This window comes from Marinobacter sp. MMG032 (assembly GCF_040112695.1).
GTDB lineage: Bacteria > Pseudomonadota > Gammaproteobacteria > Pseudomonadales > Oleiphilaceae > Marinobacter > Marinobacter salsuginis.
Genome location: NZ_CP157802.1, coordinates 688,365 through 715,239, shown reverse-complemented (window position 1 = coordinate 715,239; position 26,875 = coordinate 688,365). Strand labels below are relative to the sequence as shown.

The following is a 26,875-nucleotide window of genomic DNA, read 5'->3' as shown; positions in this document are numbered from 1 at the left end:
GTTCGGTCAATAAATCTGGTTAATTAATATGCAAAACAATGTCAATTGTGCGGTCGGGGATTAACGCTTCAAGCGCTGTATCCCGAACCCGCTTTCGAGTATCATGGCGGCCTTTCAAATTGCACCCAGACTTCCCCGTTTCGCGCGATACAGGTTGATATCATGCTTGAACTTCGCGGCGCACCCGCGCTCTCGCCATTCCGTTCCCGCAAACTGCATTCCCGGATTCAGGATATCGTGCCTGAAGTCGAACACGTTTATGCAGAGTTCATGCACTTTGTCGATCTGGAGGCGCACCTCTCCGACGGAGAGCAGGCTATTCTGGACCGGCTACTGACCTATGGCCCGAGTGTGCCGGTGGAAGAGCCGGACGGGGTGCTCTTTCTGGTGGTTCCGCGCCCGGGAACCCTGTCACCCTGGTCAAGCAAGGCAACGGACATTGCCCGAAATTGCGGCCTTCGTCAGATACACCGAATCGAGCGGGGCACGGCTTATTACATTCGTTCCGGTCGGAAGCTGGGGCTTGAACAGCGTGAGAAGATCGCAGCACTGCTGCATGACCGCATGACCCAGAAGGTCTTCCATGAAATGGGCGGTGCGGAGTTGTTGTTCAGTCATGAAGAACCGCGCCTTCTTGGTCGGGTTCCTGTTCTGGCGGGTGGCCGCGATGCGCTGGTTGAGGCGAACTCACGCCTGGGGTTGGCGCTCGCCGAAGATGAAATCGACTACCTGGTGAAGTCTTTCACGGATCTTGAAAGGGATCCGACCGATGTTGAGCTCATGATGTTTGCACAGGCGAACTCCGAGCACTGTCGTCACAAGATATTCAATGCGTCCTGGGATATTGACGGCGAAGGCCAGGAAAAATCTTTGTTCGCCATGATCCGCAATACCTTCGAAATGAACAGTGAAGGCGTTCTCTCGGCGTACAAGGATAACGCCTCTGTTATCCGGGGCAGCCGGGGTGGCCGCTTCTTCCCGGATCCGGAGACCGGGGTCTACGGGTACAACGAGGAAGATATTCATATCCTCATGAAGGTAGAGACCCACAACCACCCCACGGCGATTGCCCCGGCGGCCGGTGCGGCAACGGGTTCCGGCGGCGAAATTCGCGACGAGGGCGCAACCGGGCGGGGCTCCAAGCCCAAGGCCGGCCTGACCGGCTTCACAGTTTCCAACCTGAACCTGCCGGACGACCCCCAGCCATGGGAAATCAATTATGGCAAACCGGAGCGGATTGCTTCAGCTCTGGATATCATGATCGAAGGCCCGATTGGCGGCGCGGCGTTCAACAACGAGTTCGGTCGTCCCAATCTGGCCGGTTATTTCCGCACCTTTGAAGAGAAAGTGCCGGGTGCCGCTGGCGAGGAAGTCCGCGGTTACCACAAGCCGATCATGATTGCCGGCGGTCTCGGCAATATTCGTGAAGAGCACGTGGAGAAGGGCAATATCCCGGTGGGTGCCAAGCTCATCGTGCTGGGTGGCCCCTCGATGCTGATTGGCCTCGGTGGCGGGGCGGCCTCGTCCATGGATTCCGGATCCAGTAACGAAAACCTGGACTTCGCGTCGGTTCAGCGGGATAACCCGGAGATGGAGCGTCGCTGCCAGGAAGTCATCGACCGTTGCTGGCAGATGGGGGACCAAAACCCGATCGCGTTTATTCACGATGTTGGTGCCGGCGGTCTTTCCAATGCCATGCCGGAACTGGTGAAAGATGGCGGCCGCGGCGGCAAATTCGAGCTTCGCGACATTCCCAGTGACGAGCCGGGCATGTCACCGCTGGAGATCTGGTGTAACGAATCCCAGGAACGGTATGTGATGGCCGTGGCTCCGGAAAATCTGGAGCGGTTTGACGCCCTTTGCCGTCGGGAACGTTGCCCCTATGCCGTGATTGGTGAAGCGACAGAGGCCCACCACCTGGAGTTGGGCGATTCCTACTTCGACGACAAGCCGGTGGACCTTCCGATGGAAGTGCTGTTTGGCAAGCCGCCGCGCATGCACCGAAGCGTCAGTCGAGCTTCCTTCACTAAGCCAATCTTCGACTCCACCAAAATCGACCTGGACGACGCCATTCGCCGTGTTCTGCGTCTACCATCGGTTGGTTCCAAGAGCTTTTTGATCACTATCGGTGACCGGACCATTACCGGCCTGGTAGCACGGGATCAGATGGTTGGGCCCTGGCAGGTCCCGGTTGCCGATGTCGCCGTTACCGCTACGTCCTTCGATGTCCGGACGGGAGAGGCTATGGCCATGGGCGAGCGAACGCCGGTTGCAACGATTGATGCCCCGGCGTCCGGCCGCATGGCTGTTGGTGAAGTCATTACCAATATGGCCGCCGCGCCGATCGGTAAATTGTCGGATATACGGTTGTCGGCGAACTGGATGGCAGCTGCCGGACACCCGGGCGAAGATGAAAATCTCTATGAGACGGTTCGCGCGGTAGGAATGGAGCTGTGCCCGGAACTTGGAATCACGATTCCGGTGGGCAAGGACTCCATGTCCATGAAGACCATGTGGGAAGAAGACAACGGCGAGCAGAAGAGCGTAACCGCACCGCTTTCACTGATCGTTAGTGGCTTTGCCCCGGTAACCGATGTTGCCAGAACGCTGACACCCCAATTGGTTAAGGATGCTGGTGAGACCGATTTGATCCTGGTGGATCTTGCCGCGGGCCAGAACCGCCTGGGTGGTTCGGCTCTGGCTCAGGTTTACCGTCAGGTCGGCGCCGTGGCACCGGACCTGGATGATCCAGAGGACATCAAGGCTTTCTTTGCGGTGATCCAGGGTCTTAACTCAGACGATAAGCTGTTGGCTTATCATGACCGCTCCGATGGTGGCCTGTTCGTCACATTGGCCGAAATGTGCTTTGCCGGCCACTGTGGCGTTGATATCAAGCTGGACGGCTTGGCTGAGGATCGCAGTCAGTTTGCCAGGGAACTGTTTAACGAAGAGCTGGGTGCAGTCATCCAGGTGCGCAGGGAAGACACGGGCTTTGTTCTGCAGCAGTTCTCTGCCGCGGGTCTGGGTGATTACATCAGCGTGATTGGCAGCCCGAACGACACCGACAGTCTTCGCCTCACTTTTGAGGGTGGCATCGTTGTGGATGAACCTCGTGTAGAGCTTCAGCGTCTTTGGGCAGAAACCAGTTACCGAGTTCAGTCTCTGCGGGATAACGCCGATTGTGCCCGTGAAGAATTCGATAATCTGTTGGATGTAGAAGATCCCGGCCTTCATGCCGAGCTTACCTACGACATCAACGAAGATGTGGCGGCCCCCTATATCAATAAAGGCATTCGACCGAAGGTTGCGGTTCTGCGAGAGCAGGGTGTGAATGGCCAGGTCGAAATGGCGGCTGCCTTTGATCGCGCCGGTTTCGATTCTGTCGACGTGCATATGAGCGATTTGCTTTCCGGTCGGGTTACGCTGGATGGTTTCAATAGCCTGGTTGCCTGTGGCGGCTTCTCATACGGCGACGTTTTGGGCGCTGGTGAAGGTTGGGCCAAATCGATTCTGTTCAGTGATCGTGTCAGGGACCAGTTCGCGGCATTCTTCAATCGCCAGGACACTTTGGCGCTGGGCGTGTGCAATGGCTGTCAGATGCTGTCCAATCTGCACGAACTGATTCCTGGCAGCGAAGGCTGGCCCCGTTTTGTCCGCAACCAATCGGAACAGTTCGAAGCAAGGCTGGTCATGGCTGAGGTGATGCCGTCGCCTTCTGCGTTCATGGATGGCATGGCTGGGTCCCGTATGCCGATTGCGGTAGCCCATGGCGAAGGCAGGGTTGAATTTGCCAGCGGCACGTCCGCAGAGGCGCTCTCCGAGAACGAGCTCGTGGCGCTGCGCTACGTGGATAATCGGGGGCAGGCAACGGTTCGTTACCCCTATAACCCGAACGGGTCGGAAGCCGGAATTACCGGTGTTACCACTCGCGATGGCAGGGTTACCATCATGATGCCGCATCCCGAGCGGGTGTTCCGCGCTGTTCAGCATTCCTGGCGGCCGTCAGAATGGCAGGAGGACGGTTCCTGGATTCGCATGTTCCGAAATGCGAGACGCTGGTTCGGTTAATCCTCAGCGTCAGGAAGAGCCGGTTTTGGATGCGTTCAACATGAGCGTTCACTCCAAAGCCGGCTTTTTTATTGGCTGCCCCGTTTCCGGGCGTTTTTCAAGGGAAAAAATTGGCGAAATTGGCAAAAATCCCCTTGACTCAGTATTTTTATGCACATTGCTGGTGCCTTCTTGTTTGTTCTGTGCACAAAGACCGGGAAATCGGTTCAACTTTTGCGCAAAATTCATAACCTATTGAAAAGTAAAGATTAAATGAATCGGGTGATTTTGTCGCCAATTTAACGAAAGTGCAGTGATTACGGGGTTTGGGGCCGTGTTCCCAAAAACTTTCCCCAGAGTTATCCACAGAATCTGTGGGTAAGTGTCTAAGCCATTAATCTGTACAAAAAATATCCGATCCGGAGGAGGGTTTGCTATGTACAAGCTGTGTTATTTCGTTCCGGAAACCCACGTAGAGCAAACCAAGCAGGCCTTGTTTGATGCTGGAGCTGGCCGTATCGGCGATTACGATTGTTGTGCCTGGCAATGTCTAGGACAGGGCCAGTTTCGTCCGCTTGAGGGAAGCGACCCGTTTCTTGGCAAAGCCGGTGCGATTGAAGCGGTAGACGAGTACAAGGTTGAGCTGGTCTGTGCCGACGAGCTGATTCGGGAGGCCCTCGCAGCGCTCAAACGGGCTCATCCCTACGAGGAGCCCGCTTACGAGGTTTATCGGATGGCGGAGTTATAGTTTGCGGCTTTATTTGCGGTCTTTTGCCATGGGGTGGCGTATGTCGCTCACATGGACGTCGAAAGATTCGCGCCTGTAGTCGGCCAGGAACAGCTCGAGGGTTCGCTTCACGGTTGGAAATGAGATCTCCTCCCAGGGAATCTCGTCGAGGCCGAAAAGCCTGGATTCCAGGGACTCTTCACCGGCGCCGAATTGCCCGTTCTTCAGGGTGGCTCGGTAGAACATATGAACCTGATTGATGTGTGGCACATCGATAATCGAATAGAGCCCCTCAATGTTTACTTCAGCGAGAGCCTCCTCCATGGTTTCACGTTCGGCGGCTTCAATGGTGGTTTCTGCGTTCTCCATGAATCCAGCGGGCAGCGTCCAGTAGCCATAGCGCGGTTCGATCGCTCTTCGGCACAGCAGTATCTGCCCCTCCCATACGGGAACGGTTCCGGCGACAATGCGCGGGTTCTGGTAATGTATGGTATCGCAGCTTACACAGACATAGCGGTGCCGGTTATCGCCCTCGGGGATGCGTTGTTCAACCGGCTGGCCGCATGTGCTGCAGTACTTCATGATTTTCCCCGTATACTGAATTGGTTTGGTAGTCAGTTTAACGATCCCGGCTGCCTCTGTCTCATCCAACCTCCGGATGTAACGTGGAGACGAACATTGCGTGATTTACTTGCCGAGCGACTCGCCGGCTATGCGCCACGGCAGCTGGCGCTGGATTATCCCGAGGCCGGGATACTGGTTCCGGTGACCGATGATCACCGAAACCCTGAAATGATCTTTACGCTCAGGTCTGAAAATCTGTCCACCCATCGCGGACAGGTAGCTTACCCTGGCGGTAAGCGGGATCCCGGGGACCCATCTCTTGCAGCAACTGCGTTGCGTGAAACCCACGAGGAAATTGGGCTGCCGCCGGAGCAGGTCCAGATTATTGCGCCGCTCAGCCAGGTGATGTCCCGCTATGGAATTCTGGTTACTCCGTACGTCGGTGTCATTCCCGGGGATCATCCTCTGGAGCCGAATCCTCACGAGATCGAAAGTGTATTTCGAGTGCCTCTCTCCTTTTTTCTGGAGGACCGGCGAGAGCGTACGGATGCTCTGAACTTTCTCAACCATACCTTTTACGTTCCGTGCTATCGGTGGGAGCGTTATGAAATCTGGGGGCTGTCGGCCGTGGTTCTGGTTGATTTCCTGAACGCTGTGTACGATGCCGGAATTGACTTGCTTGAACCGCCTGAAGGAGGCTGACATGTTTTACCAGTTGAATGACCGAACGCCGGAATTGTCGGGTGAGGGGCACTTCGTGGCTGACAATGCGTCGGTGATAGGCAATGTGAGGCTCATGGATAATGCCAGCGTCTGGTTTAACGCCGTTATCCGCGGGGACAATGAGTTGATTACCATTGGGCCGGAAACGAATATCCAGGATGGCTCAGTTCTGCACACCGACCCGGGTATGCCGCTTACGCTTGGAAGGGGCGTAACGGTCGGCCACAAGGTCATGCTTCACGGCTGTGAGATCGGAGACTATTCGTTGATTGGCATCAACGCGGTTGTACTTAATGGAGCGAAGATCGGCAAGCATTGCCTGATTGGTGCCAACGCCCTCATTCCAGAGGGAATGGAGGTACCGGATGGCTCCATGGTTGTTGGCTCTCCCGGCAAGATCAAGCGGGAGCTGAACGACAACCAGAAAAAGATGCTGGAAATGAGCGCGCAACACTACGTGCAGAACGCGGCCCGCTATGTCGATGAACTCAAGCCCTGCGAGCCGAAGAAATGAGTGTCGCTGATAAAGTGCGTTCACCCTGCGTGAGCATCTGTGCACTGGATGAGAATGATGTCTGTGTCGGGTGTCATCGGAGCGGGGACGAAATCACCCGCTGGACCCGAATGGATAACGAAGAACGTCGCGAGGTGCTACGAAAGGTGTCGGAGCGAGAAAAGAGATCCCTGATTCACGGCTAATAGAGGTGCTGGCAGATCATGACTGACTCAGTTCGAATTGGTACACCACTTAAAGGTAATGCTTTCAGGGTTCTGTTTTGTGGATCCGGTGAGCTCGGAAAAGAAGTTGTTCTCGAGTTGCAGCGCTATGGCGTTGAAGTGATCGCGGTCGACCGTTATGCCGATGCGCCTGCCATGCAGGTGGCCCATCGAAGTCACGTCATCGATATGTTGGATGGCGCCAGCCTGCGCCGCGTCATCGAGCAGGAAAAGCCAAATCTGATTGTTCCTGAGATTGAAGCCATAGCAACGCCGGAACTGGTTAAGTTGGAAGAGGAGGGGTACCACGTTATCCCAACCGCCAGAGCGGTGAACCTCACAATGAATCGTGAGGGAATTCGTCGCCTTGCGGCCGAAGAGCTCGGATTGCCAACCTCGCCATACCGCTTTGCAGGTTCCCGGGAGGAGTATCTTGCTGCCGTTCAGGAAATCGGCCTGCCACTGGTCGTTAAGCCGGTGATGAGCTCCTCGGGAAAAGGGCAAAGTACGGTCAAGATCGAAGATGATATTGAGGCCGCGTGGGAATATGCGCAATCTGGCGGGCGAGCCGGCAAGGGAAGGGTGATCGTTGAGGGTTTCGTGGACTTTGATTATGAGATAACTCTTCTGACCGTAAAGCACCGCGATGGAGTTTCGTTTTGTGAGCCCATAGGGCATCGTCAGGAAGACGGAGACTACCGTGAGTCGTGGCAACCGCAGCCGATGGCGCCGCTGGCCTATGAGCGCTCGGCTGAAGTTGCCCGTGCTGTGGTGGAAAATCTCGGCGGATATGGCATCTATGGCGTCGAGCTATTCGTTAAAGAGGATAACGTCTGGTTCTCTGAGGTATCGCCACGCCCTCATGATACCGGGTTGGTAACCCTTGTTTCCCAGGACCTTTCCGAGTTTGCACTACACGCGCGGGCGATCCTGGGTCTGCCGATCCCCTCGATACGTCAGGCCGGCCCGTCAGCTTCGGCGGTGATTCTCCCCGAGGGGGATTCAGCAGAAGTCTCTTATACAGGGTTGGAGTCCGCGCTATCGGAGCCGGATACCCAGTTGCGCCTGTTCGGAAAGCCAGAGCTAAAAGGGCGTCGTCGAATGGGGGTTGCGCTTGCGAAGGGTGCCTCAATAGAAGAGGCGCGGAAAAAGGCGCGCGATGCTGCGCAATCGGTTATCGTTGAATTATGAATCTTTCTTGGAATTGGGTGTCAAAAATCGGCTTGGTGAGGTTTTTCGAAAAAAATTCGAAGCAAGCGTTGACACCTCCTGAGAGGTCTGTAGAATGCGCATCTCTTTCGAGGGGCAAGCCACTTAGGCGGCTCCGGATTCGAAAGGCAACTGTTTGAAAGTATTGAAGAAAACGAGTTTTGAAATTCTTCAAATAAACGGTTGACAAGGCAGCGGAACGATGTAGAATACGCGGCCTTGATTGAGCAACAGCTCAAGCGCTCTTTAAAAAGTTGACCAAGTAATTCGTGTGGGCGCTGGCCGAGGTATTTCGGATATGAAATATCAGGACAGTGACTCGTCGAAATTGAGTTTTGTCTTGAGCAAGAATTGCGATCTTCGGATTGCTATATGATTTAAACTGAAGAGTTTGATCATGGCTCAGATTGAACGCTGGCGGCAGGCTTAACACATGCAAGTCGAGCGGTAACAGGGGGTGCTTGCACCCCGCTGACGAGCGGCGGACGGGTGAGTAATGCATAGGAAACTGCCCAGTAGTGGGGGATAGCCCGGGGAAACCCGGATTAATACCGCGTACGCCCTTCGGGGGAAAGCAGGGGATCTTCGGACCTTGCGCTATTGGATGTGCCTATGTCGGATTAGCTAGTTGGTGGGGTAAAGGCCTACCAAGGCGACGATCCGTAGCTGGTCTGAGAGGATGATCAGCCACATCGGGACTGAGACACGGCCCGAACTCCTACGGGAGGCAGCAGTGGGGAATATTGGACAATGGGGGCAACCCTGATCCAGCCATGCCGCGTGTGTGAAGAAGGCTTTCGGGTTGTAAAGCACTTTCAGTGAGGAGGAAAAGTTGGTCGTTAATACCGGCCAGCCTTGACGTTACTCACAGAAGAAGCACCGGCTAACTCCGTGCCAGCAGCCGCGGTAATACGGAGGGTGCAAGCGTTAATCGGAATTACTGGGCGTAAAGCGCGCGTAGGTGGTTTGATAAGCGAGATGTGAAAGCCCCGGGCTTAACCTGGGAACGGCATTTCGAACTGTCAGGCTAGAGTATGGTAGAGGAGTGTGGAATTTCCTGTGTAGCGGTGAAATGCGTAGATATAGGAAGGAACACCAGTGGCGAAGGCGGCACTCTGGACCAATACTGACACTGAGGTGCGAAAGCGTGGGGAGCAAACAGGATTAGATACCCTGGTAGTCCACGCCGTAAACGATGTCTACTAGCCGTTGGGACTCTTGAAGTCTTAGTGGCGCAGCTAACGCACTAAGTAGACCGCCTGGGGAGTACGGCCGCAAGGTTAAAACTCAAATGAATTGACGGGGGCCCGCACAAGCGGTGGAGCATGTGGTTTAATTCGACGCAACGCGAAGAACCTTACCTGGCCTTGACATGCAGAGAACTTTCCAGAGATGGATTGGTGCCTTCGGGAACTCTGACACAGGTGCTGCATGGCCGTCGTCAGCTCGTGTCGTGAGATGTTGGGTTAAGTCCCGTAACGAGCGCAACCCCTATCCCTAGTTGCTAGCAGTTCGGCTGAGAACTCTAGGGAGACTGCCGGTGACAAACCGGAGGAAGGTGGGGATGACGTCAGGTCATCATGGCCCTTACGGCCAGGGCTACACACGTGCTACAATGGCGCGCACAGAGGGCTGCAAACCCGCGAGGGGGAGCCAATCTCACAAAACGCGTCGTAGTCCGGATCGCAGTCTGCAACTCGACTGCGTGAAGTCGGAATCGCTAGTAATCGTGAATCAGAATGTCACGGTGAATACGTTCCCGGGCCTTGTACACACCGCCCGTCACACCATGGGAGTGGATTGCACCAGAAGTGGTTAGTCTAACCTTCGGGAGGACGATCACCACGGTGTGGTTCATGACTGGGGTGAAGTCGTAACAAGGTAGCCGTAGGGGAACCTGCGGCTGGATCACCTCCTTAAACGAAGCCGAACGCTTCGGTCAGAGTCCACACGAATTACTTGGTTGGCTGAATAAAGAGAGCAGATGGGTCGTTGCAGGCCCGTGTTTTTGGGTCTGTAGCTCAGGTGGTTAGAGCGCACCCCTGATAAGGGTGAGGTCGGTGGTTCAAGTCCACCCAGACCCACCAGAATTGCGTGGCTCGTCGTTGTGTCCGGGCTTGCATAGCAGGCTATGCGGCGCCCGAACACGCCTAGATCCACACAATTCTATAGCTAAGGTTAAATCGGCCTGGCTTGTGTGGAAGATCGAGGGGCCATAGCTCAGCTGGGAGAGCGCCTGCCTTGCACGCAGGAGGTCGGCGGTTCGATCCCGCCTGGCTCCACCAAAAGCCTGAACGATCGATGCTTTGAACTGACTAACTTCGGTTAGCAGTGTGCAGAAACAAGTGTTTCAACTTGATGAACAAGTTCGAAGCCCTTCTTTCTGATCACTGGGTCAGATTTGCTCTTTAACAAATTGGACGAGATAGAACACAGAATTTTTTCTCTCATTATCTCCGAGAGAAAAGTTCAAAAGTGATAGCGATTTCAAGCGTTATCCGGTGTTGTCGTTGAAGTGGTTGTTATATCGCTTCAAGGAACTGTCTCCACTTATTGATGCCCTGGTTTACCAGGTTGTCGATGGATGGAACACAGTTGTCTTGGGGTTATATAGTCAAGCAACTAAGCGCATACGGTGGATGCCTTGGCAGTCAGAGGCGATGAAAGACGTGGAAGCCTGCGATAAGGTTCGGGGAGCTGGCAAACAAGCTGTGATCCGGACATCTCTGAATGGGGAAACCCACCGACTTTCGGGTCGGTACCTTACACTGAATCCATAGGTGTAAGGGGCGAACCGGGGGAACTGAAACATCTAAGTACCCCGAGGAAAAGAAATCAACCGAGATTCCCTAAGTAGCGGCGAGCGAACGGGGACTAGCCCTTAAGCTAGACAACTGGTAGGAGAAGGCTCTGGAAAGTGCCGCCATAGTGGGTGATAGCCCCGTATCCGAAACCTGAGTCTGGTGAAATCGAGTAGGACGGGACACGTGATATCCTGTCTGAACATGGGGGGACCATCCTCCAAGGCTAAATACTCCTGACTGACCGATAGTGAACCAGTACCGTGAGGGAAAGGCGAAAAGAACCCCTGTGAGGGGAGTGAAATAGATCCTGAAACCGTATGCGTACAAGCAGTCGGAGCGGACTTGTTCCGTGACGGCGTACCTTTTGTATAATGGGTCAGCGACTTATGTTCAGTGGCGAGGTTAACCGTTTAGGGGAGCCGTAGGGAAACCGAGTCTGAATAGGGCGATTTAGTCGCTGGGCATAGACCCGAAACCGGGCGATCTATCCATGAGCAGGTTGAAGGTGCCGTAACAGGCACTGGAGGACCGAACCCACTGTCGTTGAAAAGCCAGGGGATGACTTGTGGATCGGAGTGAAAGGCTAATCAAGCCCGGAGATAGCTGGTTCTCCCCGAAAGCTATTTAGGTAGCGCCTCGGACGAATACCACAGGGGGTAGAGCACTGTTTCGGCTAGGGGGTCATCCCGACTTACCAACCCGATGCAAACTCCGAATACCTGTGAGTACTATCCGGGAGACACACGGCGGGTGCTAACGTCCGTCGTGAAGAGGGAAACAACCCAGACCGCCAGCTAAGGTCCCCAAGTACCAGTTAAGTGGGAAACGATGTGGGAAGGCTCAGACAGCTAGGAGGTTGGCTTAGAAGCAGCCATCCTTTAAAGAAAGCGTAATAGCTCACTAGTCGAGTCGGCCTGCGCGGAAGATGTAACGGGGCTCAAACTGGTCACCGAAGCTGCGGCTGCATACGTTGTATGCGGGGTAGGGGAGCGTTCTGTAAGCCTGCGAAGGTGTGTTGAGAAGCATGCTGGAGGTATCAGAAGTGCGAATGCTGACATGAGTAACGACAATGCGGGTGAAAAACCCGCACGCCGGAAGACCAAGGGTTCCTGCGCAACGCTAATCGGCGCAGGGTGAGTCGGCCCCTAAGGCGAGACCGAAAGGTGTAGTCGATGGGAAACGGGTTAATATTCCCGTACCTTGGATAGCTGCGATGGAGAGACGGAGAAGGCTAGGTGAGCCGGGCGACGGTTGTCCCGGTTTAAGCGAGTAGGGAGTGGACTTAGGCAAATCCGGGTCCACAATCCTGAGACGTGACGACGACTGCTCATAGAGCGGGAAGTCATTGATGCCATGCTTCCAGGAAAATCTTCTAAGCTTCAGGCTATTCGAGACCGTACCCCAAACCGACACAGGTGGTCAGGTAGAGAATACCAAGGCGCTTGAGAGAACTCGGGTAAAGGAACTAGGCAAAATGGTGCCGTAACTTCGGGAGAAGGCACGCTGGCAGTAAGTGAAGCCCCTGCGGGTGGAGCTGAGACCAGTCGAAGATACCAGGCCCCTGCGACTGTTTATTAAAAACACAGCACTGTGCAAACACGAAAGTGGACGTATACGGTGTGACGCCTGCCCGGTGCCGGAAGGTTAATTGATGGGGTTAGCGCTTGCGCGAAGCTCTTGATCGAAGCCCCGGTAAACGGCGGCCGTAACTATAACGGTCCTAAGGTAGCGAAATTCCTTGTCGGGTAAGTTCCGACCTGCACGAATGGCGTAACGATGGGGGCGCTGTCTCTACCCGAGACTCAGTGAAATTGAAATCGCCGTGAAGATGCGGTGTATCCGCGGCTAGACGGAAAGACCCCGTGAACCTTTACTATAGCTTCACAGTGAACTTTGAGCATGTTTGTGTAGGATAGCTGGGAGGCTTTGAAGTGGGAACGCCAGTTCTCATGGAGCCAACCTTGAAATACCAGCCTGACATGTTTGAGGTTCTAACTTGGTCCCCTTATCGGGGATGAGGACACTGTGTGGTGGGTAGTTTGACTGGGGCGGTCTCCTCCCAAAGCGTAACGGAGGAGCACAAAGGTGGGCTAAGCATGGTCGGACATCATGCGGTTAGTGTAATGGCACAAGCCCGCTTAACTGCGAGACAGACACGTCGAGCAGGTACGAAAGTAGGTCATAGTGATCCGGTGGTTCTGTATGGAAGGGCCATCGCTCAACGGATAAAAGGTACTCCGGGGATAACAGGCTGATACCGCCCAAGAGTTCACATCGACGGCGGTGTTTGGCACCTCGATGTCGGCTCATCACATCCTGGGGCTGAAGCCGGTCCCAAGGGTATGGCTGTTCGCCATTTAAAGTGGTACGCGAGCTGGGTTTAGAACGTCGTGAGACAGTTCGGTCCCTATCTGCCGTGGACGTTGGAGATTTGAGGAAAGCTGCTCCTAGTACGAGAGGACCGGAGTGGACGAACCTCTGGTGTTCGGGTTGTGACGCCAGTCGCATTGCCCGGTAGCTATGTTCGGACAGGATAACCGCTGAAAGCATCTAAGCGGGAAGCCCCTTCCAAGATGAGATCTCCCTGGACCCTCGAGGTCCCTGAAGAGCCGTTCAAGACCAGGACGTTGATAGGTCGGGTGTGTAAGCGCTGCGAGGCGTTGAGCTAACCGATACTAATTGCTCGTGCGGCTTGACTATATAACACCCAAGACAATTGCGGATAATGCAGAGCCTAACCGCTCAAACGAAATCAACATCACTCAGTTCTATCCCGTCCCCCAGTGATCAACCGTTTTGCCTGACGACCATAGCGGTCTGGAACCACCTGATCCCATCCCGAACTCAGAAGTGAAACAGACCAGCGCCGATGGTAGTGTGGCGTTGCCCATGTGAGAGTAGGTCATCGTCAGGCTCCTAACACCAAAAACCCCAGCATCTTCGGTGCTGGGGTTTTTTATTAGCTGCAAAAAAGAGATGACCTACGGGAGTGTCCGCACCGGTGCCGAAGGCAGAGCGAGCATCGCTCGCTCAGGTAAGGACGGGCACCCCGTCTCGGGGTGGCCCGGGTCATCGTTGCAGCGCAACGCGCTGCCTGCGGTATGGGAAAAGATCCCGACAAAGCAAAATCAAGGCAACCAAATCTCAAACACCCCACCACCCAGGCTCCCACCGTTGTGGAGCTTTATAGACCCACTTCTCTCTCCCTCACTGTGCAGTTTGGCGACGGAGGAGGCGAAAAACAGCCCAAGGCTGGTGCTGCCACTTTTGAAATCAAGCGATTTGAAGTTCAGGGTTCCGGTATGTTGCATACTCTCCGGATAGCCTTTCCCGTCGTCTTCAACACCAATCACCAGATATCTATCTCTTTCACCAGCTGTAAGCAGGATTTTGCTTCGCGTGTAGCGTATAGCGTTGTTAATGGTGTTATTTAACACGCCGGTCAGAAGGTCCTCGTCGAAAAAGCCGTTTATGTCTTCAGCCTCTATCGAAACATCAATGCCGAGGCCCTTAAGCAGAGGTGTGTGTCGTGCCAGGTGTTCGGTCAGGAAATCCGGCACAAAGTGTTCCTCAATGTGCGCGGAGAGGTTGTTCTCGCCAAGGCGGTAGATGCCGAGAAGTTGCACCAGATCGTTGTGCATCCTTTCGGCTTCGTACTGAAGAGTATTGAAACGTGCAGATTCCCCCAGGTTTTCCTCGTGTTCGGTGCGAAGTTCGTCCAGGGAGTTCAGGAGCATGCCTAGCGAGTTCTTCATATCGTGAACGGCTGAGGCGAGTACCATTGAAAAATCGATATTCTGGTCGTTCATTCCATCAGTCCCTTCAGCTTGCGTTTTAAGGCGATATAACGCCTATGTTGGCGATGTTGCTCGGGTAGTCCTGATAACCGATCAAGGCAGGACTGACAGCGCTTGAGGAGCTCAGTGCTGGTCGGGTTATTGTCGTGTTCCTTCATCAGTACCTGAACCAGGTTAAGGTTCAGGGCTGCGTGATCAGGCACGATCTCCAGAGCCTTTGAAAACGTTTCTGCTGCTTCTTGCAGGTTTCCGGATTCGAAGGCTTTGATGCCATCCCGGTTCAGGGCTCTGGCCTTGATCTTCTGGCGGAATCCCACGGGTTCATCCAGCAGGCTTTCAATCTTCTGGAGAGTTTCAGGATCGTTGCTGAAGCGTTCGGACATCTCGGCCAGCAACTGTTTCGCATCGGATTCATGCCCCAGGCGAAACAGGGTTTTGGCGTAATCAAGCCCCGTTCTGGCATCCAGAACGGTGGTATCCTGGAGCTCCGGCCTGATACTCTCAAGAATCTTCGCAGCCTGTCGATCCTGTCCCTGGCCTGCGTAAATCCGGCACTGTACGATGCGGCTGCGTAGACCGATACCTTCCTCGCCATCGAATCGCTTTTCCATTTTTTTGAGTACCGCCAGCGCTTCTTTGGCCTTTTCCGCACCATCCTCGTCGAGGTCGCCTTCACTCAGGTCCGACAGTGTCTGGCCCAGTGCAAGGTAGTGTTCGGAGTTGTCATGTATCGAGTAGGTCCCCAGTTCAACGGTTCGACGCCATGCATCTGAAGCCGTGTCCATGTCCTGGTTTGAACCTGCCAGTTCGGCAAGATGCTTCTGCCGAAGCAGCGCATTGGGGGAATGCTCGGCGGCTTTTTCGAGCACTTGCTGTGCCTGTGTAGGACGCCCCTGTCGTTCCAGCCCCTCTGCGAGCAGGTCATACGCCTCCATGTAGTCCGGATGCTTTGCCAGAAGGTCTCTGAGGCCGTCTACCGCCTCGTCGAGACTTCGTTTAGCAAGCAGAACCTTGCACCGCCCGAGCTTTGCCCAGGAAAGCTCACGTTGTGCCAGGACGTCATCGTAGATCTTGAGTGCGTGAGCCTGGTCGCCCAGTTGGAAATACAAGTCGCCCAGGGTTTTCATCAGCCAGGTCTTGTAACGAGGCTGCCGGGGCAGTGCCTGGAGGCAGAGTGAAATAGCCTCCGGATAGTTCTCCCGGTCGATTTCCCGGTTAATGGGTAGGAGGATGTTGCGCTGGCTGATCAGGGCTCCCAGGCGCTTCTCCAGTACGGCCCGATTGATCGGTTTGGTGAGGTAAGCGTCGGGTTGATATTCCCTCGCTCCCATGACCATTTCCTTGGATGTTTCGGCAGTCACCATCAGAAAGAGAGAAGAGCGCTTGAGTAGTTTTTTATGCCGAAGCTCCTCCAGTATGTGCTGGCCATTCTTGCCTTCGCCAAGATTAAAGTCACACAACACGACATCTACGTGATTGTAGGTACAGTACTGAATCGCCTGATTGGCATGGGCTACCAGCTCAATTTTGTCGGCACCGCAGCTGCGAAGCATCTGGCGCATGGACAACCGGAAATTCTCGAAGTCATCAATAACCAGATAGGTGAGCTTGCCGAACGGGTTGAAGTCAGCTTTGGAATCGGTCATGAGCGCTTCTGTTTGAGTAGCTTGTTAACCAGTGCCCTCAGTGCAGCAGGTTTCACCGGTTTGTAAAGAATCTGGTAACCCCGGTCTATGGCATCTTCCCGCACTTCAGGCGCCATATAGCCGGTGATGAGTATTCCAGGGATGTCCGCGTTCAACGCACCACGAATGCTGTCCATGGCGTCGAGGCCATTCTTGTTTTCGTCCAGTTGATAATCGGCAAGTATAATATCCGGGCTTTCCCCTTCCAGTTTTGCCATGGCATCTTCCAGACTTTCGGCCGCGGTCACATCACACTTCCAATTGCCCAGTAGCGCCACCATTCCCTGCAGTATGGCCGGGTCGTTATCGATACACAGGAAATGCAGTCCCCCGAGGTTTGATACTCTCCGGGAGCCCGTAGCGGGCTTGGCAGTGGCGGCTTCGTTCTGCTCGGGCGCGGCTGTTGGTACCGTTATCCCAAAGACGCTACCGCGACCCTGGACAGAATGGACGCTGACCGGGTGGTTCAGCATACCGCTGATGCGATCGACGATCGCAAGACCAAGGCCCAGGCCTTTTTTGTCCCGGCCATGCTGAAACCGACGGAACTCCTCGAAGATATGGGTCAGTTGATCCTCGGGTATGCCAGGACCGGTGTCCCAGACCTCTATCCGGATATAGCCTTTGAGGCGACGGCATCCCAGGAGGATCTTGCCTTCTGGTGTGTAGCGTATGGCATTGGAAAGGAAATTCTGGACCACGCGACGCAGGAGTTTGGCATCCGATCGGATCCATACCGTGCTGGGTACAACGTGCAGCTCCAGGTTCTGGTCCTTGGCGATGGCGGAAAAATCGGTTGCCAGATGGCGCATGATGTCGTTGACGGGGAAGACCCCGATGTTTGGCTCCAGGGCCCCTGCATCCAGCTTGGAAATATCCAGCAGGGTGCTGATGATTTCTTCGGCGGCCCCCAGGGAACTGTCGATGTGGTCTACCAGATCTTTCATCTCACCGTCATCTGCTTTCCCGGCGAGGGCGGAGGTAAACAGTCTGGCTGCGTTCAGGGGCTGGAGCAGGTCGTGGCTGGCCGAAGCCAGGAAGCGCGTCTTGCTCTGGTTCGCCTGCTCGGCCACCGATTTGGCTTTCAGCATCTGCTCATTGATGACCTGGAGCTCCTGGGTGCGTTCCTTTACCCGCTGTTCCAGGTAAATGTTCGTTTCCTTCAGGGCCTGCTCGGTTCGACGCATGGCGGTAATATCCTGGAAGGTCGTGACATAGCCACCGCCGGGGATCGGACTGCCATCAATACGCAAAACGGTTCCATCGGGCCTCTGGCGCTCATAGGACATTGGCCGACCCTCGCGCATGCTGGTGCAGCGGTCAGCCACGATTTCATCAATCCTGCGGGCAGAGAGGTTGGCGTTGGTCAGGTTGTAACGCATCAGATCTTCGACTGGGCGTCCGACCCTGACGAAGCCTTTCGGATAGGTAAACAGCTCCAGGTAACGATGGTTCCAGACCACCAGTTGCTGCTGATGGTTCACCACTGACACGCCCAGGCTAATGTTCTCAATGGCCGACTGCAGCAGCTCGCGGCTGAAAGTCATGGCCTGGGACGCTTCATCGACAATGCTGACAACGTCCTCGATCTGCATGTCCCGGCCGGTGAGGGTAGATTCCAGGACCACTCTGGCCGTAGAGGCGCCAATCACCGAAGCCAACTGGCGCTCGATGTATTTCATCAGATGGGCGGACGCCGGGCGGTGTGGGTGCAGTCGAATGGCATTGCGGCGCTCGTAATTCCGGAAAATGGTTTCTGAGCGCTCTTCACCCATGAACCGGTCCGTAAGGGCCTGCAGGTCGGACGTCAGTATCTCACCCTGCCAGCTCTGGTGTTGGGCCGTTTCGGCCTTGGGCTGTGGATCGTGAAAGAAAGAAGCAATCTGGATTTTTTCGCGGACACGCTGGCGAGTGAGCATTGAGAGGACGATGTACACGACCGTGTTGATCCCCAAACTCCAGATAATGCCGTGGCTTGTCTGGTCCAGCTCGGACCCGAACAGTGCAGTAGGCCGAGTCCAGTTCAACCCCAGGATTCCCTGCTGAACCAGGGTGTCGTTGACCCATCCCGTGGTGGCGAGCGCCGGCAGTAGCAGGGTGTAGCACCACATCAGGAAGCCGAGGCCCAGGCCCCAAACGGCCCCCATATAATTGCCCCGGCGCCAGATAATACCGCCCACCAAGGCAGGCCCGAATTGTGCTGCCGCAGCAAACGAGAGCAGGCCGAAGGCTGTCAGGCTGTAGTCTTCACCAGCCATCCGGTAAAAACCATAGGCTGTGAGCAACACCACGAAAATAGCGACACGTCTGATACTCAACAGCAGGTAACTGAGATCCGTCCGTCGGTTCATGCCTGGCCGGAAAAACTTAAGCAGCGCCGGCATGATGATCTCGTTGCTGACCATGGTGGCGATGGCCACGGAGCATACGATAACCATGGCTGCTGCGGCCGAGCCACCACCGAGGAACGCGAGTATCGCCAGCCATTCCTCGCCGGCCATGATCGGCAGCTGCAGTATCAGAACGTCAGGGTTGCCGGCTGAGGCCTCGGGCGACAACAGTCCGGCTGCTGCAATAGGGAGTACAAATGCGCTGGCTACGATCAGGTAGATGGGCATGGCCCAGCGTGCAATTTCGAAATCCCGATGGTCGGTATTTTCGACGACCATGACATGAAACTGCCGGGGCAGGCAGATGATGGCGAGCATGGCAATGAGCGTCTGGGTTATAAAAGCTGGCGCTTCAATGCCGTCGGTGGTCAGGGTGCCGATCAGGTCTGCGTCCCTCACCCGGTCAAACAGGTCTCCGAATCCGCCATACAGACCGTAGCCAACGAACAGGCCGACGGCGACGAAGGCCACGAGTTTGATCAATGATTCAAAGGCCACGGCCTGGATCATGCCCCGGTGATGCTCGGTGGACTCCAGGTGCCGGGTGCCAAATAGAACGGTGAATACCGCCAGGGCGAGCGTGATGTACCAGGCGGAATCGTTCCAGGCCGCAGTGCTCAGTTCTTCATAGCCGGTGCCGGTTTCCGAGAGCACGTTGAAACCCATGGCAATGGCTTTGAGCTGCAGTGCAATGTACGGAACACTGCCGATCAAGGCGAATGTCGCAATCATCGCAGCCAGTAGCTGGGATTTGCCGTATCGGGAGGCAATGAAGTCCGCGATGGAGGTGCTGTTGTTGCGCTTGCTGATATAGATAATACGGCGCAGCAGTGGCGCGCCGAAAACAAAGACCAACAGCGGGCCCAGGTAGATGGGCAGAAACCCGAGCCCCTCCTGGGTGGCACGGCCCACGGCGCCATAGAAGGTCCAGGAGGTGAAGTAGACAGCCAGGGACAGTGCGTATATGTGGGTGCGTGCCAGTCGCCTGCGGTAGAGGCCGGGATGCTTGTCACCGGCCCAGGCGATCACGAACAGGATCGATATGTAGGTGATGGAAATAAGGACCAGCAGCCAGGCACTAATCATGGTCACACGTTCCCGACAGTATCAGCAGTTTGAAGCATCACGCTAACGAGGTATCACTTTGCGCACACGGTTTTATACAGGGTGTCTCCGGGTTCAAGCAGCTTCAGGTTGTCCACTCGGGGACTTCCGTCAGAGCCCAGTGGCACCAGCTCTCGGGTCGCACAGTTGATGATGTGGATGCGATGGGAAACGGCGTCCGTCATTTTCTGCTCGAAACGATAGAGGGTAAACCGAACAATGTCCTCGCTGTTCGTGTCACGACTGATGCTTTTGGTGTCGACTGTCGAGAATGCGGTGACATAGGGGAAGACGAACGTCCAGGGGCGCCACAGGATGCCGTCTGTTTCGGTATTCACGATTACCGCCTCTTCCGGCAGGCGGACCTGCTTCTGGTCAAACCAGGTGTATTCCATATAGATGAGATAGCCCAGCATGCCCGCTCCGGCAAACACCGGGATGATCCACTTCGGGGCTTTATTTCGAGTGGCGGCACGAATACCAAGAGCGATACCGGCAGCGCCAAGGCCACAAAATACGGTGGCGACAAATGTCCAGAACATATAATGACTTCCTCAAAAAAGAACGGGCTCCCTCATTGAGGAAGCCCGTTCAGTACCAACCTGTCAGTTCATTGAACGTATCAGGTTGAGATGTTGCTTAGTGGTCTTGAGCTTGACCGGCACCACGCGGGTAACGGACGCTTTCAACCAGCTCCTGAATCTCAACGGGCGGTTCTTCAGTTGCGTTGGATACAATGAAGGCTACCGCAAAGTTGACGATTGCACCAACCGCGCCGATAGACAGCGGGGAGATGCCCAGCACCCAGTTTTCCGGGGTGTCTGGCAGGTTGTTGGTGCCCGGGATGAACAGCCAGCCCTTGTAAACGAAGATGTACACAAGAGTGAAGGCCAGACCGGTCAGCATGCCAGCGATGGCGCCTTTGTTGTTCACGCGCTTGGAGAAGATACCCATCATCAGCGCCGGGAACAGGGAAGCTGCCGCGATGCCGAATGCAAGTGCAACCACCTGCGCCGCAAAGCCTGGAGGGTTGGCCCCAAGGTAGGTGGCAACAACGATTGCGACCGCCATGGATATCCGCGCCGCCAACAGCTCGCCTTTCTCCGTGATCGCCGGGTTAATGGAACCTTTGATCAGGTCGTGACTGACCGCCGAGGAAATCGCGAGCAACAGACCGGCCGCTGTGGACAGTGCTGCTGCCAGACCACCTGCTGCGATTAGACCGATGACCCAGCCGGGCAGGTTGGCGATTTCCGGGTTGGCCAGTACCAGGATATCCCGGTTAACGACGAGCTCGTTGCCGTTCCAGCCGCGGGCTTCAGCCGTAGGCGCGAAGGCTTCGCTGTCGTTGTAAAGCTGGATACGACCATCTTCGTTCTTGTCGGTGAACTGGATAAGACCCGTGATTTCCCATTCCTTGATCCAGTTTGGACGCTCGTCGTACTGGATTGGCTCCGCTGCGGTGCCGTCCGGATAGATGGTGGTCATCAGGTTCAGACGAGCCATGGAAGCAACAGCAGGTGCAGTCAGGTACAGCAGGGCGATGAATACCAGGGCCCAGCCGGCAGACCAGCGCGCGTCAGCCACCTTCGGTACGGTGAAGAAGCGGATGATAACGTGGGGCAGACCTGCAGTACCGATCATCAGCGACAGGGTGAACAGAACCATGTTCAGCTTGTTGTCGATATCGGCGGTGTACTCGTTGAAGCCGAGGTCAGTGATAACCTGGTTCAGCTTGTCGAGGATCGGCATGCCGGAATCCACGTGAGTCGAGAACAGACCCAGCGGGGGAAGCGGATTGCCAGTCAGTTGCAGGGAGATGAACACCGCAGGAATGGTGTAGGCAATGATCAGTACGCAGTACTGGGCCACCTGGGTGTAGGTGATGCCCTTCATGCCGCCCATTACCGCGTAGACGAATACCACCACTGCCGCGATCATCAGACCTACGGTGGAGTCCACTTCGAGGAAGCGGGAGAAGGCAACACCGGCACCAGCCATCTGGCCGATAACGTAGGTTACAGACGCTACGATCAGACAGATAACCGCCACCAGGCGGGCGTTCTTGCTGTAGAAGCGGTCACCGATGAACTCGGGCACCGTGAACTTGCCGAACTTCCGCAGGTACGGAGCCAGCAGCATCGCCAGCAGAACGTAACCGCCAGTCCAGCCCATGAGGAAGGTGGAGTTGGCGTAGCCACCGGCAGCGATCAGACCTGCCATGGAGATAAACGATGCCGCGGACATCCAGTCGGCGCCGATTGCTGCGCCGTTGGTGATCGGGTGAACGCCGCCACCGGCAACGTAGAAGTCACTCGTGCTTCCGGCCTTGGCCCAGATAGCGATAGCGATGTAGAGGAGGAAGGAGCCCCCTACAAACATGATGTTAATGGCAAATTGACTCATTCGTTCTTACTCCTCGTGCACGCCGAATTTTTCATCGATCTTGTTCATGCGCCACGCGTAGTGGAAGATCAGAGCGATGAACGTGAGGATGGAACCTTGCTGGGCGAACCAGAAGCCCAGATCGGTACCACCAATCGGAATGCCCGCGAGCATTGGACGGAGCAGAATTGCAAAGCCGTAAGATACCAGGGCCCAGACGATCAGGCTCCCGAATATCAGGCGTAGATTCGCCTTCCAGTAGGCTTCAGCGTCGTAGCTATGACCTGACATAGGATCACTCCTGTGTTGTTGTTGTGGAGGTTGGGTGGGTTTTTGGTGAGGCACTTCTGTTAGAGAATTTATTATTCATATAAGTACTTCTCCGACTAGTTGTCCCTACTGACTTTACTGGTCAAGCGATTTATAGATATTGGCAAAAGGTCTAATTCTCAGTAATTTGGCGTGACGTCCGTCTATTTTCGAGACGTCTGGGCCAGCATCCATTCAGTAACGATGCATGTTTTGCAGACGCCGATGGTAATGAAGCTTGTCGTGCAATCCCTTCAGGGTTTTTACGCCCTCGGTGCGGGCCTTATTCAGGGCTATCAGGGTGAGCTCGGCGGTGGCAAGAGCGTCCGAGGCAGCGTGGTGTCGTTCGCTGACTTCAAGGCCGAAATAATCCGCCCAATTGTCGAGCCCCTTGCCCCCGGTTTTCGTGTTGGGAAAAAACGCAGGCATCAAGTCCGCGACATCCATCCAGGTGTGGGGCTGGGTGTATCCCAGCTGAGCCTTCAATGTCTTCTCCAGAAATTTCTGGTCGAACGCCGAGTGGTAGGCCAGAATCGGGTCGCCATTCATCCACTCGAGAAGGTAAAGCAGGGCGTCCTCGATTTCGTGCCCCTGGGTCAGAGCTTCCGGCCCGATTCCGTGAATAAGCACCGTTTCCCTGATGTCGAGCTCTGGCCGCCTGAGGATCAGGTCGAACTGGTCGCCGAGGTGGATGATGCCGCCCCTGATAGCTACCGCTCCGATAGCAATGACTTCATCCTTGGCGGCATTCAGCCCCGTGGTTTCCAGATCGAGCACAATCAGACGGCAATCCGTGAGGAGCTGTTCTCCCGGTGTTTTCGCGTGGGGCAGATTGCCGGGATCGTGGCTGCCGATCTTCCCGCCCCGCCGATGCTCAATCCATTGTTTTATTTGTTCCAGCATGTCTCGCGCCTGAAGGTCAGAGTTGGTAGGTCACTTCGAGCTTCTGCTGCAACCGCTGAGCCTGCCTGAAGGATTCCCGCAGGATCCGGCGGTCGAGCGGGTTCAGATCGTCGGGATCAATATAGTTGGTCAGCTCCTGGTCCTTTGCCAGCATTTCCTGGTGCGCCCGCATCCGGATCGCCTGGATCAGGCTATAGGCTTCTTTCCAGGCGTTGGCATCTTTCGGGTCGAAGATGCCTTTTTTGGCCAGCTCATCCATTCGTTCCAGGGTGTTTGCCGTCTCAACGCCATTCGCCAGGGCAAAGACGCGAACAGCTTCAACAAATGGCGCCAGGCCCTGGCGTTTAAGGTCCAGTGAATGCTTGTTGCCTTCATCCGACAGGTAGCGGAAGTTGCGGAACATGGTCAGCGGTGGCTTGCGCTGGAAGGCGTTGCCGGCAAGCATTTTCTGGAACAGGGCGTTTTTCCGGATCCGTGCAAGAACCTTCTCCAGAAGGGCATCCAGAGGCTCTGTCGGCCCGTAGATGGCCCTCATATCCAGGAAAATCGAGGAATAAACCAGGTTCTGGGGCGTGGATGCGTCAATAAAGCGGATAAACCATTCGTCCCATTCCCTGTCGCTGAGGCACAGTTTCGGATTGCTGGCCATGATGTTGCCTTTGCACAAGGTGAAGCCGCACTCAGCCAGTTCGTCGTTAACCCTCCGGGCAAACGGCAGCAGCTTCTCCCGGACCTGTTCTTCGGACATGCCTTCGGGCGTCTGGAACAGGATGCCATTGTCCTGGTCCGTCAACAGAGTCTGCTCCTGTCGACCCTCGCTGCCGAATGTCAGCCAGGTAAAGGGAATGCCGGGGTCGTGTTTCTTGATGTTCAGTTCCAGGACCCGACGGACAGTAACATCGTTGAGTGTCGTGATGATCTTGACCACTTGCCCGGAGTCAGCGCCGTGGGCAAGCATGGCATCCACCAGGCGGGAGACGTCCGCTCGCAGGCTCACCAGGGTACGAAGGTGGGTGGCAGTGCCGATGGTGCGGGCAAGGTTAACCAGATCCACCCGCTGCAGGGAGAACAGGTCCCGTTCCGAAACTACGCCAATCAGCTTGTGGTCGTCGTCGATGACACACAAATGGGCAAAATGGTGCTCCGCCATCAGCATGGCAGCCTCGAATGCATCCGCATGGGAGGGCAGGCAGCAGGGATCCTTGGTCATGACCTGTTGGATGGGTGTGTCCAGCGGGCCGGTGCCCTCGGCGATCATGGTCCGAAGGTCCCGCAGTGTGAAAATGCCGGTCGGGATGCGGTTTTCATCGGTAATGATAATGCTGCCGACATTGTTCTCGTGCATACGCGCCACGGCCTTGCGCACTGGAAGGTCCGGCGAGCACACAATGGGATTTCGCAATGCATAACGTTCCAGCGGGGTGTCCAGGGAGGTACTGGAACCCATCGAAGCCATGGCGCTCGACTGGATGCGCCGGTTCACCTGATCAAGCAGGCTACTGACGCCTCGCAGGCAGAAATCCCTAAAGGGTTCACTTTCAGAAAACAGGGTAACGAAGGCCGCCTGCCCGATACTGAGGCAGAAGGTATCGCCCGATGCCCGGTGCAGGGTTCTGGTTGGCCGCTCGCCGATCATGGCGGCCAGAGGAAAACACTCACCCTGGCTGATTTCGAAGGTCGTTTCGGTGCGGTCTTCCTTATCGTTGTGGCGCTCGCCACGAATCCGCCCTTGTTTGACTACGTAGAATCGTTTTACGACGTCATGGTCCGGAGAGAGGACAACGTCGCCATCGGCGTAAAACTGAATGGAGGCATTCTCGGCGAAATGCGCCAGATGCGCATCATCCATGCTGGAAAAGGGCGCATGTTCCCGCAGAAACGTCATTATTGCTCGGATGTTCTGGGGGCGATCATTTTCCGGGTTCGCTGAGGCCATGTCCGTCGTCACTCGCTGGTTATTATTGTCCGTCTGAAGTGTAGTGTAGCCAAAGCGTTCGTCGCCTTACGATTTTGGTCGCAGGAAGCCTGACATAGATCAGTTTTCTTTAAGGCCACTGACCCGGGTGGTAAAGTCAGTATCTGAAACTGGTTATTAACTGTAATGCCATGACAACCAAAGAAGAGCGCCTCAGCTTCCTCGAGGAAATGAAAGACGTCCGGCGTATCCCTAAGCCCAACCGGGCAGAGGTAACAACGCCCCGTGAACTGACGCCCGGCCATCTGGAGCGCCAGAGGGCGGCCGTGGAGAAACCGTTGCGGGATACCAACCCGTTGACATCCGACATGGTGGAACCGCTCACGGCTCACGATGTATTGAGCTGGCAGCGGCCGGGCGTTCAGCACGGCGTGTTCCGCAAGCTCAGGCTCGGGCAGTATCCGATCGAGGCGCGCCTCGATCTGCACCGGATGACCGTTGAGCAGTCCCGGCGTGAAGTTTTCAGGTTTATTGGCGATTGTGTCCGCTACGGATTGCGTTCGGTCATCATTCTGCATGGCAAGGGCGAGCGCAATCCCGATGGAATTGCCCAACTCAAGAGCTACCTCGCCAAGTGGCTACCGGAGCTGGACGATGTCCTGGCGTTTCATTCGGCCCAAAAACACCATGGTGGTACCGGTGCGGTTTATGTCATGGTGCGAAAAAGTGACCGGGACAAGCAGCATAATCGTGAAATCCACGGAAGCCGTTAGCGGCTCCGATCCCAGACACCCTTAAATCAGAGCCGCCATGGCGGCTGAGCGGAGGTTATCGTCGTGAAAAAAGTTGCAGTAGCTGTATTGGCCGTGCTGGCGCTGGCGGGTTGCAAGGATCGAGTGATCTGGAACGACAACGGTAAAGTTGAAGAAGCCACTACGGATCGCGAAGTCTGGAACTCCAACGGCAAGATGGAATCTGGTGAACGCAAGATCTGGGTTAACAAGGATGGCGAGGAAATCGTCAAATAAACCCTGAGCATCTGCCGCAGGCCGGGGCACAACAATAAAACCGGGCAACAAGACCGGAAATACAAAGGAGAGAGTTGGGATGGCCGTGAGCCTGACAGTTAACGGCGACGAGCGGTCGCTGAACATTGAGGGCGATACGCCGCTTTTGTGGGTATTGCGTGATGAGCTGGGGCTCAAGGGCACTAAATTCGGTTGCGGTGCCGGCCTTTGCGGCGCATGCACGGTGCACCTGAACGGGCAGCCTGTACGCTCCTGCTCCACGCCCGTTGAAATGGCTGCCGGCGGCGAGGTCGTCACGATCGAAGGGCTGACTGATGGCGATCGGCTTCATGCCCTTCAGGAGGCCTGGATAGAACACGGTGTTCCCCAGTGCGGTTACTGCCAGTCCGGCCAGATTATGAGTGCAGCTCACTTGCTGGCGAACAACTCCACCCCCTCACGGGACGAAATCGTCGCCGCCATGACGGGCAACCTTTGCCGATGCGGGACCTACTCGCGGATTATTGCGGCCGTAGAATCCGTCGCTGGCTCTGAGTCTTCAGGCGGCTCTCAGAAAGGGGGCGCGTAA

18 protein-coding genes, 2 tRNA genes and 3 rRNA genes are annotated in these 26,875 nt (G+C 55.6%); 14 read left to right on the top strand and 9 right to left on the bottom strand.

The features are described 5' to 3' along the window. The first annotated feature begins 162 nt into the window (after positions 1–162). Positions 163–4,068, top strand: coding sequence for a phosphoribosylformylglycinamidine synthase (gene purL / locus ABNF92_RS03245; protein ID WP_349343415.1), 3,906 nt, complete (start codon positions 163–165; stop codon positions 4,066–4,068). Between the two features lie 415 nt (positions 4,069–4,483). Then, positions 4,484–4,795 (top strand): YqfO family protein, encoded by a 312-nt coding sequence (locus ABNF92_RS03240; RefSeq protein ID WP_222466487.1) that lies wholly within the window; start codon positions 4,484–4,486, stop codon positions 4,793–4,795. A gap of 9 nt (positions 4,796–4,804) precedes the next feature. On the opposite strand, the gene ABNF92_RS03235 is transcribed toward ABNF92_RS03240, so the two are convergent. Next, positions 4,805–5,356, bottom strand: coding sequence for an NUDIX hydrolase (locus ABNF92_RS03235; RefSeq protein ID WP_069184939.1), 552 nt, complete (start codon positions 5,354–5,356; stop codon positions 4,805–4,807). 96 nt (positions 5,357–5,452) lie between these two features. Between ABNF92_RS03235 and ABNF92_RS03230 the strand changes: the two genes are divergently transcribed. From ABNF92_RS03230 to rrf, 9 genes are all read left to right on the top strand, one after another. After that, positions 5,453–6,040 (top strand): CoA pyrophosphatase, encoded by a 588-nt coding sequence (locus ABNF92_RS03230; protein ID WP_209398180.1) that lies wholly within the window; start codon positions 5,453–5,455, stop codon positions 6,038–6,040. A 1-nt stretch (position 6,041) separates the two neighbouring features. Further along, positions 6,042–6,575, top strand: coding sequence for a gamma carbonic anhydrase family protein (locus tag ABNF92_RS03225; protein WP_069184839.1), 534 nt, complete (start codon positions 6,042–6,044; stop codon positions 6,573–6,575). Continuing rightward, a complete protein-coding gene (locus tag ABNF92_RS03220; RefSeq protein ID WP_083231869.1) occupies positions 6,572–6,760 on the top strand; it encodes a DUF1289 domain-containing protein in 189 nt (62 codons plus the stop codon). The genes ABNF92_RS03225 and ABNF92_RS03220 overlap by 4 nt, the downstream gene beginning before the upstream one ends. Positions 6,761–6,778: 18 nt before the next feature. After that, positions 6,779–7,969, top strand: coding sequence for a formate-dependent phosphoribosylglycinamide formyltransferase (gene purT / locus ABNF92_RS03215; RefSeq protein WP_349343414.1), 1,191 nt, complete (start codon positions 6,779–6,781; stop codon positions 7,967–7,969). A 397-nt stretch (positions 7,970–8,366) separates the two neighbouring features. Further along, positions 8,367–9,906, top strand: a 16S ribosomal RNA gene (locus ABNF92_RS03210). Between the two features lie 91 nt (positions 9,907–9,997). Next, positions 9,998–10,074, top strand: a tRNA-Ile gene (locus tag ABNF92_RS03205). Positions 10,075–10,196: 122 nt separating this feature from the next. After that, a tRNA-Ala gene (locus tag ABNF92_RS03200) sits at positions 10,197–10,272 on the top strand. 327 nt (positions 10,273–10,599) lie between these two features. Beyond that, positions 10,600–13,491 (top strand): 23S ribosomal RNA (locus tag ABNF92_RS03195). A 99-nt stretch (positions 13,492–13,590) separates the two neighbouring features. Beyond that, a 5S ribosomal RNA gene (gene rrf / locus ABNF92_RS03190) occupies positions 13,591–13,705 on the top strand. Together the 16S, 23S and 5S rRNA genes with 2 tRNA genes alongside form the textbook arrangement of a ribosomal RNA operon. A gap of 214 nt (positions 13,706–13,919) precedes the next feature. On the opposite strand, the gene ABNF92_RS03185 is transcribed toward rrf, so the two are convergent. The 8 genes from ABNF92_RS03185 to ABNF92_RS03150 all read right to left on the bottom strand — a co-directional run bounded on the left by ABNF92_RS03185 (position 13,920) and on the right by ABNF92_RS03150 (position 25,300). Beyond that, on the bottom strand, positions 13,920–14,600 hold the full coding sequence (locus ABNF92_RS03185; protein ID WP_349343413.1) for a HAMP domain-containing sensor histidine kinase: 681 nt from the start codon (positions 14,598–14,600) through the stop codon (positions 13,920–13,922). Beyond that, positions 14,597–16,234: a tetratricopeptide repeat protein gene (locus tag ABNF92_RS03180; protein ID WP_349343412.1), complete on the bottom strand. Its 1,638-nt coding sequence runs from the start codon at positions 16,232–16,234 to the stop codon at positions 14,597–14,599. Before ABNF92_RS03180 ends, ABNF92_RS03185 begins: the two co-directional genes overlap by 4 nt. Further along, positions 16,231–19,749: a PAS domain-containing hybrid sensor histidine kinase/response regulator gene (locus ABNF92_RS03175; RefSeq protein ID WP_349343411.1), complete on the bottom strand. Its 3,519-nt coding sequence runs from the start codon at positions 19,747–19,749 to the stop codon at positions 16,231–16,233. Before ABNF92_RS03175 ends, ABNF92_RS03180 begins: the two co-directional genes overlap by 4 nt. 53 nt (positions 19,750–19,802) lie before the next feature. Further along, positions 19,803–20,309, bottom strand: a complete 507-nt coding sequence (locus tag ABNF92_RS03170; RefSeq protein WP_349343410.1) for a hypothetical protein — start codon at positions 20,307–20,309, stop codon at positions 19,803–19,805. Between the two features lie 97 nt (positions 20,310–20,406). Next, positions 20,407–22,173, bottom strand: coding sequence for a sodium:solute symporter family protein (locus tag ABNF92_RS03165; protein ID WP_349343409.1), 1,767 nt, complete (start codon positions 22,171–22,173; stop codon positions 20,407–20,409). A gap of 6 nt (positions 22,174–22,179) precedes the next feature. Beyond that, a complete protein-coding gene (locus ABNF92_RS03160) occupies positions 22,180–22,443 on the bottom strand; it encodes a DUF4212 domain-containing protein (protein WP_069184506.1) in 264 nt (87 codons plus the stop codon). A 213-nt stretch (positions 22,444–22,656) separates the two neighbouring features. After that, a complete protein-coding gene (locus tag ABNF92_RS03155) occupies positions 22,657–23,364 on the bottom strand; it encodes a 3'-5' exonuclease (protein WP_069184507.1) in 708 nt (235 codons plus the stop codon). Between the two features lie 16 nt (positions 23,365–23,380). Beyond that, positions 23,381–25,300, bottom strand: a complete 1,920-nt coding sequence (locus ABNF92_RS03150; protein ID WP_069184508.1) for a putative nucleotidyltransferase substrate binding domain-containing protein — start codon at positions 25,298–25,300, stop codon at positions 23,381–23,383. A 170-nt stretch (positions 25,301–25,470) separates the two neighbouring features. On the opposite strand from ABNF92_RS03150, the gene smrA reads away from it, so the two are divergent. The 3 genes from smrA to ABNF92_RS03135 all read left to right on the top strand — a co-directional run bounded on the left by smrA (position 25,471) and on the right by ABNF92_RS03135 (position 26,875). Beyond that, complete coding sequence (gene smrA / locus ABNF92_RS03145) at positions 25,471–26,052, top strand: DNA endonuclease SmrA (protein ID WP_069184675.1); 582 nt, start codon at positions 25,471–25,473, stop codon at positions 26,050–26,052. A 63-nt stretch (positions 26,053–26,115) separates the two neighbouring features. Beyond that, positions 26,116–26,307, top strand: coding sequence for a hypothetical protein (locus ABNF92_RS03140; RefSeq protein ID WP_136629583.1), 192 nt, complete (start codon positions 26,116–26,118; stop codon positions 26,305–26,307). A 79-nt stretch (positions 26,308–26,386) separates the two neighbouring features. After that, complete coding sequence (locus tag ABNF92_RS03135) at positions 26,387–26,875, top strand: (2Fe-2S)-binding protein (protein ID WP_153634720.1); 489 nt, start codon at positions 26,387–26,389, stop codon at positions 26,873–26,875.